This is a genomic window from Streptococcus minor DSM 17118 (genome assembly GCF_000377005.1).
GTDB lineage: Bacteria > Bacillota > Bacilli > Lactobacillales > Streptococcaceae > Streptococcus > Streptococcus minor.
Map to the genome: position 1 here is coordinate 66,461 of NZ_AQYB01000029.1, position 17,331 is coordinate 83,791.

The 17,331-nt window shown below is 42.3% G+C and carries 11 protein-coding genes; all 11 read left to right on the plus strand.

What is annotated here, in order from left to right; translation table 11 throughout:
* Window positions 1–2: 2 nt before the first annotated feature.
* The gene (gene mutS / locus F602_RS0103540; RefSeq protein WP_018166587.1) at window positions 3–2,534 is read left to right on the plus strand and encodes a DNA mismatch repair protein MutS; all 2,532 of its coding nucleotides are present in this window, start codon (window positions 3–5) and stop codon (window positions 2,532–2,534) included.
* A gap of 283 nt (window positions 2,535–2,817) precedes the next feature.
* Window positions 2,818–4,821, plus strand: coding sequence for an Ig-like domain-containing protein (locus F602_RS10570; protein ID WP_018166588.1), 2,004 nt, complete (start codon window positions 2,818–2,820; stop codon window positions 4,819–4,821).
* Between the two features lie 174 nt (window positions 4,822–4,995).
* Window positions 4,996–6,747: an LPXTG cell wall anchor domain-containing protein gene (locus F602_RS10315; protein ID WP_018166589.1), complete on the plus strand. Its 1,752-nt coding sequence runs from the start codon at window positions 4,996–4,998 to the stop codon at window positions 6,745–6,747.
* 357 nt (window positions 6,748–7,104) lie between these two features.
* Window positions 7,105–9,039, plus strand: a complete 1,935-nt coding sequence (gene mutL, locus F602_RS0103560) for a DNA mismatch repair endonuclease MutL (RefSeq protein WP_018166591.1) — start codon at window positions 7,105–7,107, stop codon at window positions 9,037–9,039.
* Window positions 9,040–9,173: 134 nt separating this feature from the next.
* Window positions 9,174–9,767: a Holliday junction branch migration protein RuvA gene (gene ruvA, locus F602_RS0103565; protein WP_018166592.1), complete on the plus strand. Its 594-nt coding sequence runs from the start codon at window positions 9,174–9,176 to the stop codon at window positions 9,765–9,767.
* 87 nt (window positions 9,768–9,854) lie between these two features.
* Window positions 9,855–10,418 (plus strand): DNA-3-methyladenine glycosylase I, encoded by a 564-nt coding sequence (locus tag F602_RS0103570; protein WP_018166593.1) that lies wholly within the window; start codon window positions 9,855–9,857, stop codon window positions 10,416–10,418.
* Between the two features lie 136 nt (window positions 10,419–10,554).
* Window positions 10,555–11,814: a competence/damage-inducible protein A gene (locus tag F602_RS0103575; RefSeq protein WP_018166594.1), complete on the plus strand. Its 1,260-nt coding sequence runs from the start codon at window positions 10,555–10,557 to the stop codon at window positions 11,812–11,814.
* A 50-nt stretch (window positions 11,815–11,864) separates the two neighbouring features.
* Window positions 11,865–13,007: a recombinase RecA gene (gene recA / locus F602_RS0103580; protein ID WP_018166595.1), complete on the plus strand. Its 1,143-nt coding sequence runs from the start codon at window positions 11,865–11,867 to the stop codon at window positions 13,005–13,007.
* Between the two features lie 446 nt (window positions 13,008–13,453).
* Complete coding sequence (gene spx / locus F602_RS0103585) at window positions 13,454–13,852, plus strand: transcriptional regulator Spx (protein WP_018166596.1); 399 nt, start codon at window positions 13,454–13,456, stop codon at window positions 13,850–13,852.
* A 104-nt stretch (window positions 13,853–13,956) separates the two neighbouring features.
* Entirely contained in the window at window positions 13,957–14,541 is a 585-nt protein-coding gene (locus F602_RS0103590; RefSeq protein ID WP_018166597.1) for an SP0191 family lipoprotein, read from the plus strand.
* Window positions 14,542–14,807: 266 nt separating this feature from the next.
* Window positions 14,808–17,331, plus strand: a 2,524-nt coding sequence (locus F602_RS0103595) for a Spy0128 family protein (RefSeq protein ID WP_169331165.1), incomplete at its 3' end; no start/stop codon positions are given.

Sequence of the window (17,331 nt, forward strand, 5' to 3'; positions counted from 1 at the left end):
TCATGACAAAGGAAAAAATTTCTCCTGGAATGCAACAGTATCTGGATATCAAAGCCCAACATCCAGATGCTTTTTTGCTCTTTCGTATGGGAGACTTTTACGAATTATTTTATGATGATGCGGTGGAGGCGGCTCAGATTCTGGAGTTAACCTTGACCAGCCGCAATAAAAATGCTGAGAACCCCATCCCCATGGCAGGGGTGCCCTATCATGCTGCTCAACAATACATTGACACTTTGGTTGAATTGGGTCACAAGGTAGCCATTGCCGAGCAGATTGAGGATCCAAAAACGGCAGTTGGAGTGGTCAAACGGGCTGTAGTTCAGATTATCACCCCGGGTACTGTCGTTGATTCAACCAAATCAGATGCTGAAAGCAACTTTCTGGTGGCCATTGATCAGGAAGGTCCTTCTTTTGCTCTGGCCTATATGGATCTAGCGACGGGGCAGTTTTTTGTGACGACCTTGGCAGATTTTGCTGCTGTCTGTGGGGAAATTCGCAATCTTAGGGCCCGCGAATTAGTGGTAGGATTTAATCTAAGTGACACCCAGCAACAAGTGCTTAGCAGTCAGATGAATCTTTTACTCTCACAAGAAAAGGAAGTAGTAGAAGATGTTCATCTTATCGACACTTCTTTATCAGCAGTGGAAAAGACTGTTGCGGGTAAGTTACTGAGCTATGTGCACCGTACTCAGCTACGAGAACTGTCTCATTTGCAAAAAATCCAGCGCTACGAAATTAAGGATTATCTGCAGATGGATTATGCAACTAAGTCTAGTCTGGATTTGCTAGAAAATGGGCGGACTGGCAAGAAACATGGAAGTCTCTACTGGCTCATGGATGAAACCAAGACGGCTATGGGGATGCGATTGCTACGCTCTTGGATTGATCGTCCGCTAGTTGATAAGGAGCGGATTGTGGAGAGACAAGAGATTGTTCAGGTTTTTCTTGATTCCTTCTTTGAGCGGAGTGATGTGAGCGAGAGCCTTAAAGGAGTCTACGATATTGAGCGTTTAGCCAGCCGAGTTTCCTTTGGCAAAACTTTGCCTAAAGATTTATTGCAACTGGCTCAAACTCTGGGGAATGTCCCTGCTATCAAAGGTATTCTGGAGGCCATTGGTCATCCAGTCTTGGACAACTTGATTGCCCAACTTGATAGTATTCCAGAACTTCATGCCCTTATCAGTGCGGCAATCGACCCTGATGCTCAAGGTACGATTACAGAAGGAAATATCATTAAAGCTGGATTTGATCAGCAACTGGACCAGTATCGCCTTGTCATGCGAGAAGGCACAGGCTGGATTGCAGAAATAGAAGCCAAAGAGCGAGCCCATTCAGGCATCAATAATCTCAAAATTGATTATAACAAAAAAGATGGTTATTACTTCCATGTCACCAATTCCAATCTCAGCCAAGTGCCGAACCATTTCTTCCGCAAGGCAACCCTGAAAAATTCAGAGCGCTATGGCACGGAAGAATTGGCTAAAATTGAAGGACAGATGCTAGAAGCGCGTGATAAATCTTCCAATCTGGAATACGAGATTTTCATGCGTATCCGCCAAGAGGTAGAAAAATACATCGGAAGACTCCAGTCTTTGGCCAAAGCCTTAGCGACTGTCGATGTCCTCCAATCCTTTGCAGTCGTAGCAGAACTCCAACACTTAGTGCGACCAAGTTTTACAGATAACCATACTATTGCTGTCGAAAAAGGGCGCCATGCAGTCGTAGAGAAAGTGATGGGGGCACAGTCTTATATCCCCAACTCGATTTATTTGGATAGTCAGACCAACATGCAGTTGATTACTGGGCCCAATATGAGCGGGAAGTCCACTTACATGCGCCAACTCGCTATAATCGTTGTTATGGCTCAGATGGGCTCCTATGTCCCAGCAGAGACAGCTACATTGCCACTGTTTGATGCGATTTTTACTCGTATCGGTGCGGCGGATGATTTGGTTAGCGGTCAGTCGACTTTCATGGTAGAGATGATGGAGGCCAACAAGGCTGTTCACCTAGCGAGCAAGAATTCTCTTATCCTCTTTGATGAGTTAGGACGAGGGACTGCCACATACGATGGCATGGCCTTGGCCCAAGCAATTATCGAGCATATCCATGACAAAATTGGAGCCAAGACCCTCTTTGCCACTCATTACCATGAACTCACGGCCTTGGAGACAGAGCTGCCTCATCTGGAAAATGTCCATGTTTCTACTTTGGAGCAAAATGGTCAGGTGACTTTCCTTCATAAGATTGCACCAGGTCCTGCGGACAAATCCTACGGAATTCATGTAGCAAAGATTGCAGGTCTGCCTAGTGCTTTGTTGGCTCGAGCAGATAAGATTTTGAAAAAACTGGAGCAACAAGCAGCACAAATTTCTACGGAAACAGTCTTGACTGAGCCGGTGGTATCTGACCAATTAAATCTCTTTGATACAACACACCCTATTCTAGAAAGATTGGCTCAATTGGATCTGAATCAGTTGACACCGGTAGAAGCTCTGGTGTTCCTATCTGATTTGCAGAAAGAGTTGTAACAATATTACAGTAAAAAGTTAACAAGAGTTGCACATTTGCTAAGCCATCGTAACCTAAAAGTGAAATAAAACAGCTCTTGAGAGCTGTTTTATTATTTTCTCTCAGGTTATTGTTACGAGAACATGACGTTTTTCTTACAAAAAACAACAAAAATCTTGCAATTTTGGAATAGGATGATATACTATATATAGTGGTTTGGAATATAATACTATCAATACTGCACTAAATACAGTAAAATACATATTGATATTTTACTAAATTGTTCTTATAGGAGAATATAAAATGAATAAGAAAATCATACGATTACTCTTGTTCCCGCTAGCCATATTGCTAGGTCTTTTTTGGGTTCAGGAGTCAACAGCTCATGCAGCAGTTAATGCAGATGTTGTGACCAGAATGTATTTTACTGATCGACACGGAAATCCGTTGACACCTCCAAATATCAGACAGTGGCAACAATTCCGTATCAATGTCGATTTCGATTTGCATAACAATGAAGTAGTAGCTGGAGACACCACAGTACTTCAATTGCCAGAAGTAGTGACATTTTCTTCTAATGTCGCCTTTGATTTGCTAGATAAAGATGGCAATCTAGTTGCTAAGACAACGATTGACCCTCGTACAAAGCAACTAAAGGTTACTTATGAGCCTTATGTGGAGACCCATTCGGATGTCAAGGGAACGCTCTATTTTTACGTTCGAATGGACCATAATGTCGTTACCGAGAAAAAGGAAGTTCCAATTGATATAACAGTAGATGGAAAGGTTTTTCCTGCTGGAACGATTGAATTCCAAGGAATTGGAAATCCGACGGCAGATGACCTTAACAAGGTTGGATGGCAGCATTCAACAGACCCTAAGATTGGTTATTTCTCAATTGCAGTTAACCGTGGCCGCAAAGCCATGCAGGGCGTGAAAGTCGTAGACGTTTTGGATGTGCCAGGTGTTTCCTATAAAAGAGAGACATTCCGTGTCTATAAAGGTAGTTGGAACTACCGTGATGGGGATTGGAGATTTGACAACGAGGTAAACATCACAAATCAAACGCCTGTAACCTTCACTCAAAATAGCTTTACAGTCACTTTGCCAGATTTGAGGCCAGAAGAAGGTATTCGTGTCTCTTATGCGGTGGATTTAGCCCATGTACCAGTTGATGGGGAGCGAATCACCAACCATGCGACTCTTGCAACTACTAATAATATCAACAAGACACATCATTCAGGTTACACCTTCTACCGCGGCGGAGGAAAGGCACAGGGTTATGTCTTCAAAATTAAGATTAAGAAGACTGACGAGGCTGGTACTGTGCTACAAGGTGCCGAATTTGATATTGTCCGTGATCGCACAGGTGCTGTAGTCGGTCATTTAGTGACAGACGGCATGGGAGAGGCTGAAGTAGGTAATCTTTTGAAAGACACTTATACAATCAGAGAAACTAAAGCACCTGATGGCTACTTCCCTTCTGGTGAAGTCAAAGTGACTCCAGATGATTTTGACTCTACTTTGCTCCTTGCGAATAAAACGATTATAAATAAAAAAATCGCTCCAGCAAAAGCAGCTCTTGCTGTTAATAAGTCATTGACAGGTCGCAATTTGCAAGCTGATGAGTTTGAATTCATTTTGACAGATCAAAATGGCAACGAAGTTGAAAGAGTAAAAAATACGGCCAGTGGTCAAGTTCAATTTTCTGAAATCGAATATACAGCTCCAGGAAGCTATACTTATACGATTACAGAAGTAAATGGCGGTACAACGATTAACAATATTACTTATGATGCCTTGGTTGTCACAGCAACGGTTACTGTAACGGATAATCAACAGGGTCAACTTGTAGCTGAAGTAACTTACTCAGCAGACAAAGAGTTTAACAATGTTTATCAAGAACCAACGACCACCACAACGACAACTACCACTTCTACAACAGAAGCAACAACGACAACAGTAGCTACCACTACAACTACAGAGCCAACCACGACTAGCGTGACAACCACAACTGTAGAACCAACTACAACCGTTGCGACTACTACAACCGTTGAGCCTACGACAACAGTAGCAACCACTACAACTACAGAACCAACCACAACTAGTGCAACTACTACTACAACCACCACCACAACAGCGTTGGTGCCTACAACCACCCAAACGCCGCCTCCAGCAGGTAAGAAGGGTAAATCATTACCACGTACTGGTGAAGAGAGTGGACTAGTAGCTAGTCTGATTGGCCTTGCCTTGATGGTTGTTGCAGGTGTAGCAGGCATCTTGTATCGTAAGTCTAAAGAAGCGTAATCAAAAATAGATGAAAAAGAGAGAGGACTCTCTCTTTTTTCATGGTTTTATAAGAAATACGTCCCAAATACCGCAAAAAAATTGACAGGTTACTTCATAAGGGGTACAATGTGTTTAAGTTTTCACATATATACATAAATATGATAGGAAACAACATGATGAAGGAGATATATTATGAATAAAAAGGTACTTCAGGCCTTCTTTGCTGCATTACTTGTTATAGTTGGTGTATTCACGACAAATCAAGTACAAGCCAAAGAAGTGACACCTGCAGCTGTGCACATTATTTCGATTAAAGATGCACAGGGCCAGGACTTGACTAGAGAAGTAAAACAAACGGATGTCCTTAGAGTGGTAGCTCAATTTAAGTTACCAAATAATACTGTATTTGCGGGAGACACCACAACAGTCACTTTACCAGACCAGCTTGTTTTCAATAATTTTCCGAGTCAACTAGAAATCCGAGATGATAATGGGGAGGTTGTCGGTGTTGCTAAAGCTTCTACAGACAAACGTTCACTGGTTATCACTTATACTAATTATGTTGAGGGGAAATCAGACGTTTCCGGAGAATTTTTCTTTAATGTAGGGATTAACTATGGTAAATACCGTGTAAAAGAAGAATTTGATTTGCAGTTCCCGGTGAGTGGGACTCTCGTACCGGGTGGAAAAATCAAATATGCTGGCTATGGAAAAGTAGTTGGTAGATTGGCAAAATACGGTCAAGGTCTCAATAAGAATACTTTAAGATTCTACCTATCTGTCAACCGTGAAGGTGTAGATATGAAGAATGTCGTAGTAACTGATACCTTGGATCCAAACTTTAAAGGAAAGATTATTCAAGGTTCTGTAAAAGTTATCAAAGGGACTTGGAAGTACAATGACACAACCGCTCAATGGAGTGTAGAAAATCAACAACCTGTTGCAAACCCTCAAATTACTTACAGTCCAGATGGTCACAGTATGTCAATTGCACTTGGGGATGTGTCAGCGGGTGAAGCAAGACAACTGATTTACGATGTTAAAGCAGACTATGAGATGATTAATGGTGAGGTTGTCAAGAATAATGCAGAATTGACAGCTGATGGCTATAATACAGCTAAAGCAAGCTACAATGCAGTATTTGCAGAAGCTGGTGGTAAAGCTAATGGCTATAACTACACTATCAAGGTCGTAAAAACAGATGAGAGCCAAAATCCATTGATGGACGTTGAGTTTGAGGTGATTCGTAAACGTAACAATACCGTTGTTGGTAAAATTGTGACTAACAACCAGGGTGAAGGTAGCCTAGGTGCACTTCTTGCTGATGATTATATCGTTCGTGAAGTAAAACCGCTAGATGGTTATATTAAAGCTGATGATGTAGTCGTTAACGCAGCAGATTTTGATGGACAGAAAGTTGCTGTAAAGAATATAGTGAACAAAAAAGAGCCAACCACCACTACTACGACGACTACCACAACGACCACCACAACCACCACTTCTACTACAACTAGCACAACTGCAGAACCAACTACAACTAGTACGACTAGCACAACTGCAGAACCAACAACTGTAGCGACAACAACTGTTGAGCCAACGACAACAGTAGCTCCTACTACAACTACAGAGCCAACCACAACTAGCGCAACTACTACAACCGTAGAACCAACTACAACCGTTGCGACTACTACAACCGTTGAGCCAACGACAACAGTAGTTACTACTACAACTACAGAGCCAACCACAACTAGTGCAACTACTACAACCACCACAACAGCGTTGGTGCCTACAACCACCCAAACGCCGCCTCCAGCAGGTAAGAAGGGTAAAGCATTACCACGTACTGGCGAAAAGAGTGGATTAGTAGCTAGTCTGATTGGTCTTGCCTTGATGGTTGTTGCAGGTGTAGCAGGCATCTTGTATCGTAAGTCTAAAGAAGCGTAATCAAAAATAGATGAAAAAGAGAGGGTCCTCTCTCTTTTTTATTACCTGACGATGTTGAAATTTTATCCTTTTTTGAAATTCAGGACAAATTTGCTACAATGGAGTAAACAACAGATAAGGAGCACCTATGAGGAAATTTCAAATCCTATTGTTTGGATTCTTTCTAACATTTAATACTATCTATATCGTTTACAGTTTATTAACAGGCTTTGATTGGTCAAAAGTTCTCTTGCCTTTTTTCTTCGTCCTTTTCAGTGGATGGGGACTTCGTTCCCTTTGCAAAGAAACTGACTGACTCTGTCATGTTACACAGAGTCACATTCTCTCAGTCTTTTGCTTTATGCTATAATAAGAGATATGATAAACGAAAAAACGCAAACACAGATTATTGAATTACCAGAAGTACTGGCTAACCAGATTGCCGCTGGGGAGGTCATCGAGCGTCCTGCTAGTGTGGTCAAGGAGTTAGTGGAAAATGCTATAGATGCGGGTTCTAGTCAGATTACGATCCGTATCGAGGAGGCAGGCTTAAAAACCATTGACATTATGGATAATGGGATAGGCATTATCCCCGAACAAGTGTCATTAGCTCTCCGTCGTCACGCAACCAGTAAAATCAAGACCCAGGCCGATCTCTTCCGAATTCGAACGTTGGGTTTTCGTGGAGAGGCTCTTCCCTCTATTGCCTCTATTAGCCACCTTACAGTTCAAACGGCGACTGCCAATAAGAAGCATGGCTGGTTTTTAGAAGCTCATGGAGGTCAGATAGTCGCCGAGAAGCCCATTAGTCGCCCTGTTGGAACTCAGATAAGAGTTGAGAATCTTTTTTACAATACTCCTGCGCGCCTCAAATATATCAAAAGTCAGCAGGCTGAACTTTCCCATATTATTGATGTCGTCAATCGTCTCAGTCTGGCCCACCCAGAAATTTCTTTTAGTCTGATTAATGAGGAGCGCACGCTCATGCAGACAGCAGGAAAGGCGAACCTCCGTCAAGCTATTGCAGGTGTTTATGGTATTGCAACTGCCAAAAAGATGGTAGCTATTCAGGCTGAGGATCTAGATTTTCAGGTATCGGGCTATGTTAGTTTGCCTGAGCTTACTAGAGCCAACCGCAATTACATTACCATTCTCATCAATGGACGGTATATCAAGAATTTCCTTCTCAATCGGGCTATCTTGGATGGCTATGGCAGTAAACTCATGGTTGGTCGCTTTCCTATCGCAGTTATTGACATTCAGATTGATCCTTACCTAGCCGATGTCAATGTTCATCCAACAAAGCAAGAGGTCCGCATTTCTAAGGAAAAGGAACTGATGGCGCTCATTTCCAAAGCGATTGCTCAGGCGCTACGAGAGCAAGATTTGATTCCAGATGCTCTTGAAAACTTGGCCAAATCAAGCACCCGTAGTAAGCTCAAAGCTGAACAAACTAGTCTCCCTCTGCGAGAGAGCAATCTCTACTACGATACGATCAAGCAAGACTTCTATCTCAAGCCAGAGACGGTGGCTGAGCCTATTAAACCCTTAGAAGATAAGACTACAATCTCTAAAACGGCTAGCATACAATTTGCCCAAAGACAGGAAAGTCAATCTGAACATCCAGAACATCCAAATCTGAGTCAGAGTGACTTGGATACATTGGTGGATAAGTTGGCACAGGAGGAAACATCCACTTTTCCAGAATTAGAATATTTTGGTCAGATGCACGGAACTTATCTTTTTGCCCAAGGGACAAGTGGCCTTTTTATCATCGATCAGCATGCAGCTCAAGAACGGGTTAAGTACGAGTTTTATCGAGAAAATATTGGTCAAGTGGACAATTCTTCTCAACAGCTCTTGGTACCGTATATCTTTGAATTTCCGAGCAATGATGCGATTCTCTTGTCTCAAAGGATGGAGCATCTGCGTCAAGTTGGTGTCAACCTAGAAGCATACGGTGTCAACCAATTTATCTTACGTGAGCATCCTATATGGATGAAAGAAGAGGAGATTGAAGCTGGTATTTACGAGATGTGTGATATGCTGCTCTTAACCAATGAAGTGTCCATCAAAAAATACCGAGCAGAGCTGGCCATCATGATGTCTTGTAAACGCAGCATCAAGGCCAATCATGCCTTGGATGATTATTCAGCACGCGACTTGTTGCGTCAGCTATCCCAGTGCAAAAATCCCTATAACTGCCCTCATGGTCGCCCAGTTCTAATCCATTTTAGCAAGTCCGATATGGAAAAAATGTTTCGTCGTATTCAGGAAAATCACACTAGCTTAAGGGAATTAGGGAAATATTAACAACTATTATATGAAGAGGAGGGAATAATTGTTTACCAGTTATTCCCTATCATGGCAAGACACTAACGTTTCATATACTGAACGCTTCCATAGCTATTTGCCTATCTTATTTACAAACCTATAGAAAGATCGACATGTTTGATTATATCAAAGGAAAATTAACTAAAATAACTGCCAAATACATTGTGGTGGAGGTAGCCGGTATCGGCTATATCCTTCATGTTGCCAATCCTTATCGCTATAGCGATTTTGTTCATCAGGACATCACCATTTACACCCATCAGGTTATCCGTGAAGATGCTCATCTTCTTTACGGTTTTGCCACAGAAAGTGAAAAAGAAGTTTTCTTGCGTCTGATTTCGGTATCCGGTATTGGTCCGACTACGGCTCTGGCCATCATTGCAGTAGATGATAATGAAGGCTTAGTACAGGCTATCGACCAGCAAAACATCACTTATCTGACCAAGTTTCCCAAGATTGGAAAAAAAACAGCTCAGCAGATGATACTGGATTTGGCTGGCAAGTTTGTGGATGTCTCAGTGGAAGCAGGTAAAATATCACGGACTACTGCAGCAGGGAATGTGGCTTTGGATGAAGCTATGGAAGCTCTCTTGGCCCTAGGCTACAAAGCCACCGAAATCAAAAAAATCCGCACCTTCTTTGAGGGAACCAACGAAAGTGCAGAAAATTACATTAAGTCTGCCCTGAAAATGCTGATGAAATCTTAGCATCTCTGAAAAGTAGAAGGAAACGAAGATTTCGTTTTAAGTATAGAATCAAACGAACGAACATATTGTGATAAAGGAGAAAAGCTGATGACCAATCGTTGTGGCTGGGTCAAGATGACCAACCCTCTATATGTCGCCTACCATGATCAGGAGTGGGGGAAGCCCCTCCATGAGGAACAGGCTCTTTTTGAATTACTTTGCTTAGAGACCTATCAGGCTGGTCTTTCCTGGGAAACCATTCTCAACAAACGTGCAGCCTTCAAGCAAGCTTTCCATGATTATGATTACCGCAAGGTCGCCACCATGACTGATAAGGAACTGGAAGAGATTTTGAAAAATCCAGCTGTTGTTCGAAATAGTCTGAAAATCTTTGCGACTAGAAGCAATGCCCAAGCCTTTCTCACGATTCAAGAGGAGTTTGGCAGCTTTGACCACTATATCTGGTCTTTTGTGGACTTTACACCGCTTGACAACCATGTAAAGGACTATCAGTCTGCCCCTGCTAAAACGCCCCTTTCTGAGCAAATTTCCAAAGATATGAAAAAACGAGGCTTCAAATTTGTTGGCCCCGTTGCTGTATATTCCTTCCTCCAAGCTGCCGGGCTGGTCAATGACCACGAAGTAGGCTGTGATTTCAATCCTAATAAATAAACCAATACCGCCGGGACAGCTCAGTGGTATTGGTTCATGGTTAAAAATTACAACATAGGCTTATTAAAATTGAGTGATATGCTATTTTTTTGTTACAATGAAAGAAAAAATCCGAATAGATGAAGTAGGAGGTTTTATGAGAGCGGAGTTGATTGCGGTAGGGACAGAGATTTTGACAGGTCAGATTGTCAATACAAATGCCCAATTTTTGTCGGAAAAGTTCGCTGAATTGGGGATTGATGTATTTTTTCATACAGCTGTGGGAGATAATGAGGAGAGGCTTTTATCTGTCTTAGAGACAGCTAGTCAGCGTAGCAACCTAGTGGTCCTTTGTGGAGGTTTGGGTCCGACAGAAGATGACTTGACGAAGCAGACTCTGGCTAAGTTTCTAGGGCGGGAACTCGTTTTTGATGAAGAGGCTAGTCAGCGATTGGATGAGTTTTTTGCCACTCGACCTCAGTATAGTAGGACACCAAATAATGAGCGTCAAGCCCAAATTATTGTAGGCTTTACACCGATTCAAAACATTACAGGTCTGGCAGTGGGGGGCTTGCAGGAGGTAGATGGGGTGACTTATGTTGTTTTGCCTGGTCCGCCAAATGAACTCAAGCCCATGGTCAATGAAAATTTGGTTCCTTTGCTGTCCACCAACCAAACCAAGCTGTATTCAAGAGTTCTGCGTTTCTTTGGGATTGGGGAAAGTCAGCTAGTGACAGTTCTCAAAGACCTCATTGACCAGCAGACAGATCCGACCATAGCTCCGTATGCCAAGACTGGTGAAGTGACCTTACGTCTATCCACCAAGGCCACTAGCCAAGAAGCGGCAGATGTCAAGCTAGACATGCTAGAAGCTCATATTTCAAGTATTCATACGATTGAAGGTCAGCCTTTGAGCAAGTTACTTTATGGCTATGGAGAGGACAATAGTTTGGCCAGTGTCGTTTTCCACCTCTTGAAAGACAAGGGTCAGACTCTGACAGCAGCCGAAAGTCTGACAGCAGGACTCTTTCAAGCGAGTCTAGCGGATTTTCCAGGGGCCTCCCAGATTTTCAAAGGTGGATTTGTAACCTATTCTATAGAAGAAAAGTCTAAGATGTTACAGATTCCGTTGGCGGAATTGCAGGAACATGGAGTAGTCAGTGCCTTCACCGCTGAGAAAATGGCAAAGCAGGCTAGGCTTCTGACAGGTTCAGATATTGGTGTTAGCTTGACAGGGGTAGCTGGTCCAGAGGAGCTGGAAGGTCAGCCAGCAGGTACGGTTTTTATTGGTCTTTCTACCAAAGAAAAGACGGATTCTATCCGCGTTGTCATCGGTAGTCGCAGTCGTTTGGATGTCCGCTACATTGCTACACTCCATGCCTTCAACTTGGTACGCAGGGCTTTATTAAAAGCCTAAAATCTGGTATAATAGATAAGCTATATCTCTAGTAGGGAAAGGAAATTATTTTGGCAAAAAAAGCAAAAAAAACTGAAGAAATCACCCAAAAATTTGGGGATGAACGCCGTAAAGCGCTAGACGATGCGCTAAAAAACATCGAAAAAGACTTTGGTAAGGGTGCAGTAATGCGCCTAGGTGAGCGTGCTGAGCAAAAGGTACAGGTCATGAGTTCAGGTTCTCTTGCTCTAGATATTGCCCTTGGTGCAGGCGGTTATCCGAAGGGACGGATTATCGAAATCTACGGACCAGAATCTTCTGGTAAAACCACCGTAGCCCTCCATGCCGTAGCACAAGCACAAAAAGAGGGAGGAATCGCAGCCTTTATCGATGCTGAACACGCCCTTGATCCAGCCTATGCAGCAGCTTTAGGAGTCAACATTGACGAACTACTCCTTTCTCAACCAGATTCAGGTGAGCAAGGTTTGGAGATTGCTAGCAAGCTGATTGACTCAGGAGCTGTTGATTTGGTAGTTGTGGACTCTGTTGCAGCTCTGGTACCACGTGCTGAAATTGATGGTGACATTGGAGACAGCCATGTTGGTTTGCAGGCCCGTATGATGAGTCAGGCTATGCGCAAGCTCTCTGCTTCCATCAACAAAACCAAAACGATTGCTATCTTTATCAATCAGTTGCGTGAAAAAGTTGGTGTCATGTTTGGTAATCCAGAAACAACCCCAGGCGGACGTGCTCTCAAGTTCTACGCTTCTGTTCGCCTTGATGTTCGTGGCAACACTCAAATCAAAGGTACAGGTGACCAAAGAGATCAGAATGTCGGTAAGGAAACCAAAATTAAGGTTGTGAAAAACAAGGTCGCTCCACCATTCAAAACAGCTGAAGTGGAGATTATGTACGGAGAGGGAATTTCTCAAACAGGTGAGCTGATTAAGATTGCAACAGATTTGGGTATTGTTCAAAAAGCTGGTGCTTGGTTCTCTTATAATGGTGAAAAAATCGGTCAAGGTTCAGAAAATGCCAAGAAGTTCTTGGCTGACAACCCATCTATCTTTGAAGAAATTGATCACAAGGTGCGCGTAAAGTTTGGCTTGGTAGAAGCCAGTGAGCCTACGGAAGCAGTAGCCACAGAAGAAGTCAGTTCCACAACAGACAATCTCATCCTCGACTTGGATGGCGGTATTGAACTAGATGATTAAAAAGGTCCTGTGGACCTTTTTAACGTGAGCCTGAAAATAAGAAAGCGAGCTAGGTCCTGTGGACCTTTTTAACGTGAGCCTAAAAATAAGAAAGCGAGCTAGGTCCTGTGGACCTTTTTAACGTGAGCCTAAAAATAAGAAAGCGAGCTAGGTCCTGTGGACCTTTTTAATATGAGCTTGAAAATAGGAAGGCGATGTACAACGCAGACTGCGGGGTAATTTTATTCTATGAATAACCTCTTTAGAAAACAACTTTTACTGTTTTTACGAACAAAGGTACTCCACATAGTCTAACCTTCAGTCAGAAACCATGAAACAACTGAAAAAAATCAGCAAAGTTTCTAAAAAATAGGATAGAAAATGAAAAATAGGTCTTCAGACGGAGTGCATTTATGGTATAATACTCTATAATGTATTTAAGAAAAGTGTAGCAAAGGAGAGACTACATGATTAAAATTTATACGGTATCTAGTTGTACCAGCTGTAAAAAAGCAAAGAATTGGCTAAATGCTCATCAGCTCACTTATAATGAGCACAACCTTGGGAAAGAATCTATTACAAAACAAGAAATTCTTGATATTTTGACTAAAACTGAAAATGGAGTTGCGAGTATCGTTTCATCAAAAAATCGATATGCTAAAAGTTTAGAGTGTGATATTGAAGAATTGAGCGTTAATGAAGTGATTGACATCATCACAGCGAACCCTCGTATCTTGAAAAGTCCGATTCTCATTGATGAGAAACGTTTACAGGTCGGCTACAAGGAAGATGATATTCGTGCATTTCTGCCACGCGCCGTTCGTAATGTGGAAAATGCTCAAGCTCGTTTGAGAGCAGCTTTATAAAGAAGTCTAAGACAGCCTGAAAGGCTGTCTTTTGTCTTGAAATTTGACAAATAGAAAGCCCTATCATATAATGAAAGTGAACTATAAAAATTATGGAGTAGAATATGAGAAAGTATATCATATGTTTACTAGCAGCATTCTTAGTGTTGGTTGGCTGTTCTAACCAAGGTTTTGAAAAGGGGAAAACAACAAAAGTTTCCTCTACCGAAAAAGTAACAACAACCACAACTGAGATAGTCGAGACAACAGAGGCTGCTGTAGAAAAAGTAGAAACCTACCAATATGAAGAAACGGCAGAAGGTTTTAAACAGGTCATTAAAGAAACTTTGGTTTACAAAGATGAGAAGTTTACTCGTATTGAGTTACATGTTACACAAGAGCCAGATGAGGCTGTTAAGTCCAGCTTGGCTGGCCTAGATTTTGGGACAGTGCGTTCGCAGTTGTTAGAACATCTAGAACAGCAATCATTTGTTCAGCAACTCAGAGCCATCTCCGGCTTAGAACTTGCAATGGATGTGACTCCAGATTACTTTATCATTATGAATATCAAGATTGATATGGCAACCATTGACTTGCAAGCTTTGTCCAATGTGGAAGGTGTTGGGGCCGACTTTACTGAACTGGCAACTGTATCCCCGTCAGCCTATATCCTTGGTTTGAAACTAAAGGGAGCTGTACAAGTTCCATAAAGAGAATAGTGATGATGAAAAGAAGCGCTAATGAAGCGCTTCTTTTTATTTTAATGCATCAGTGTTCAAAATTAGGAGGTTAATACTATCTTTCTGGGGTTAGCTGGCATCCCCTTGTTTTTTTAACATGGCTGTATTATAATAGCTGTATATATTAAACATGCTAGAAGTGGCCAAAGAAAGGTGTTGTGGGGATAATGGAATTTAAAACAGGGAGTTATAATAAAAGTAATGGTTTGATTAGGAGCTGCCAAAAGAATATTTGGTTGGCATTGTTAACACTGGTGACTCTCGTTATTAGTTCTTTTGCTTTTGTTGAAAGCGTGAAGGCGAAAGAGTTAGACAATGTTATCGTACGCACTCGTGTTTGGGATTCAAACCAAAGCAATGTCAATCCCAACCAACTCAGGGTCAATTCTTTATATACTGTCATAGCTGATTTTGATTTGACAGGTTATGATAACAACTTAGAGAATGGCGATTATTTTGTTTTTCATTTGCCTGCGCCTATGGATGTCAAAACAGCTTCTACTAAGTTTTCTTTTGAAGGATTTGAAGTAGCTGATGTTCAGATAACATCGAATGGTTCAAATGCAGGTGGGCAGGTAAGAGTTACCCTAGAAAATCTAGATAAGTGGATGAAATCTAAAGGTTATACCTCTGTTAAAGGAGTTAAGGGGAACTTTCAAGCTAGCGTTCGGTTCACAGAAGAGATAAAGCAAAAGACCTTGGATCTCGTAGCTTATAATGCCTCTAATACCATAACAGTGACAGTACTCCCAGCTCTGCCTCCTAGCACCTATGACGGGAGTGCCATTAATTACAATAAGGTTGGTGGGCTAGCTGGGAACAAGACATGGAATTCACCTCTCTTGGGTCGTAAAGGGACACAGGCTCACACTTGGCGAGTTCGTCTCAATGAGAACGGGCTCAGTCATGATGATTATATCGTCACAGATAGTATAAAAAGTGAAGGGTTTCAATTTATTCCTGAAAGTTTCAAACTGTTAAAAGTCAAGCAAGGTACTTGGACATCTTCTGGATATGATACCAAACAAGCAGTGGCTGTTGATTTTGCGGATAAGTTGGTTTTTAATGATAAGTACACAGAGTTTACCCTGAAACTAGGAGCTGTGTCAGGAGATGGTTACTTCCTATCCTATGACACTACAGCTACCAACGACGGAAGTATCCTTACTAATTTTCTTCAAGCAAGAAATGGGGATCAAGTTATTAAACCACTAACAAATAGAAACAATACCGCTATTACTGTCTCACGTGAAAGTACTGTTGCAGGAAGTATTACCATGAAGGGACAGGCAGATGAGATTACCATCTACAAACGCGATGGTGATACCTATCGTGGTCTCAACGGCGTAGAGTTTGAATTGACAGACTTGACTACAGGTCAGGTTGTCAAAACAGCTACAACTGATACGAACTCAGTGACAGGCATCAATGGTTATCTTCGTTTTGGCCAGCTGATTGCTAACCATAGATATAGCATCCGAGAAGTTACACCACTAGATGGTTATGTAGCATCAAATGAAGCGTTTGAGTTTACAATTGATCCGAATGCTACTGAAGGCATCACAAAATATTGGAATAACTACCGCAAACCAGCTATAGCAACCATTGAAGCAACAAAGATTTTAAAAGGACGTCAGCTAACAGCTGATGAATATACCTTTGAGTTGGTCAACAGTGCGGGTGTAGTGGTGGCTACAGCCAAAAATGATGCCAGTGGGAAAGTAACGTTTCCAAATCAATCCTTTACGATTGAAAAAGACCAGGTTTTCACCATCCGGGAAGTGAAAGATAATCTGGCAGGTATTACCTATGATGATACCACTAAGGAAGTTCGTGTTAGTGTGGCAGATACAGGAAATGGCCTAGAAGCAACCGTCACATATGCTGAGGGAGCAGCTATCTTTACCAATACTTATACGCCAACAGCCATTAAAGTGAATGTTGGCGTGACCAAGAGACTAGTTGGTCGCACTTTGAAAGCCAACGAATTTGAGTTTGTCTTAACAGACAACAATACTGGTCAAGTTGTAGAACGTGTAAAAAATGCTCAAGGTGGTCTTGTTGAGTTCACTGATTTAACCTTTAAACAAGCAGGTCAATACGTCTATACCATTACTGAAACAAATGGTGGTCAAACGATTGATAATGTAACCTATGATGGAAAAACCATCACAGCGACTATCACTGTTACTGCGGACCCAGTAACAGGTGCTTTGAGTCATACTGTTGATTACTCTGATGGTGGCGTTTTTGAGAATGTTTATACAGAGCCAACCACAACTAGTACTACCACAACCACAACCACAACGACCACTACAACGACTACAACCACTAGTACGACCACGACAGCAGAACCAAGCACCACTAGCACGACAAGCACAACTGTAGAGCCAACGACTACTAGTACGACCACGACTACTGCAGAACCGACAACTACTAGTACGACCACGACAGCAGAACCGACAACTACTAGTACGACAACAACGACTACAGAGCCAACGACTACTAGTACGACCACGACAGCAGAACCAACAACGACAGTAGCTACAACCACGACAGCAGCACCAACAACGACAGTAGCTACAACCACGACTGCAGAACTGACAACAACAGTAGCTACAACCACGACTGCAGAGCCAACCACAACTAGTACGACTACAACGACAGCAGCACCAACAACGACAGTAGCTACAACCACGACAGCAGCACCAACAACGACAGTAGCTACAACCACGACTGCAGAACTGACAACAACAGTAG

What these genes read in the sequence shown, in the direction of transcription:
- mutL (WP_018166591.1), top strand. Translation starts at nt 7,105, where the DNA reads ATGATAAACGAAAAAACGCAAACACAGATTATTGAATTACCAGAAGTA.
- F602_RS0103590 (WP_018166597.1), top strand. Translation starts at nt 13,957, where the DNA reads ATGAGAAAGTATATCATATGTTTACTAGCAGCATTCTTAGTGTTGGTT.
- F602_RS0103575 (WP_018166594.1), top strand. Translation starts at nt 10,555, where the DNA reads ATGAGAGCGGAGTTGATTGCGGTAGGGACAGAGATTTTGACAGGTCAG.
- spx (WP_018166596.1), top strand. Translation starts at nt 13,454, where the DNA reads ATGATTAAAATTTATACGGTATCTAGTTGTACCAGCTGTAAAAAAGCA.
- ruvA (WP_018166592.1), top strand. Translation starts at nt 9,174, where the DNA reads ATGTTTGATTATATCAAAGGAAAATTAACTAAAATAACTGCCAAATAC.
- F602_RS10570 (WP_018166588.1), top strand. Translation starts at nt 2,818, where the DNA reads ATGAATAAGAAAATCATACGATTACTCTTGTTCCCGCTAGCCATATTG.
- mutS (WP_018166587.1), top strand. Translation starts at nt 3, where the DNA reads ATGACAAAGGAAAAAATTTCTCCTGGAATGCAACAGTATCTGGATATC.
- F602_RS0103570 (WP_018166593.1), top strand. Translation starts at nt 9,855, where the DNA reads ATGACCAATCGTTGTGGCTGGGTCAAGATGACCAACCCTCTATATGTC.
- F602_RS10315 (WP_018166589.1), top strand. Translation starts at nt 4,996, where the DNA reads ATGAATAAAAAGGTACTTCAGGCCTTCTTTGCTGCATTACTTGTTATA.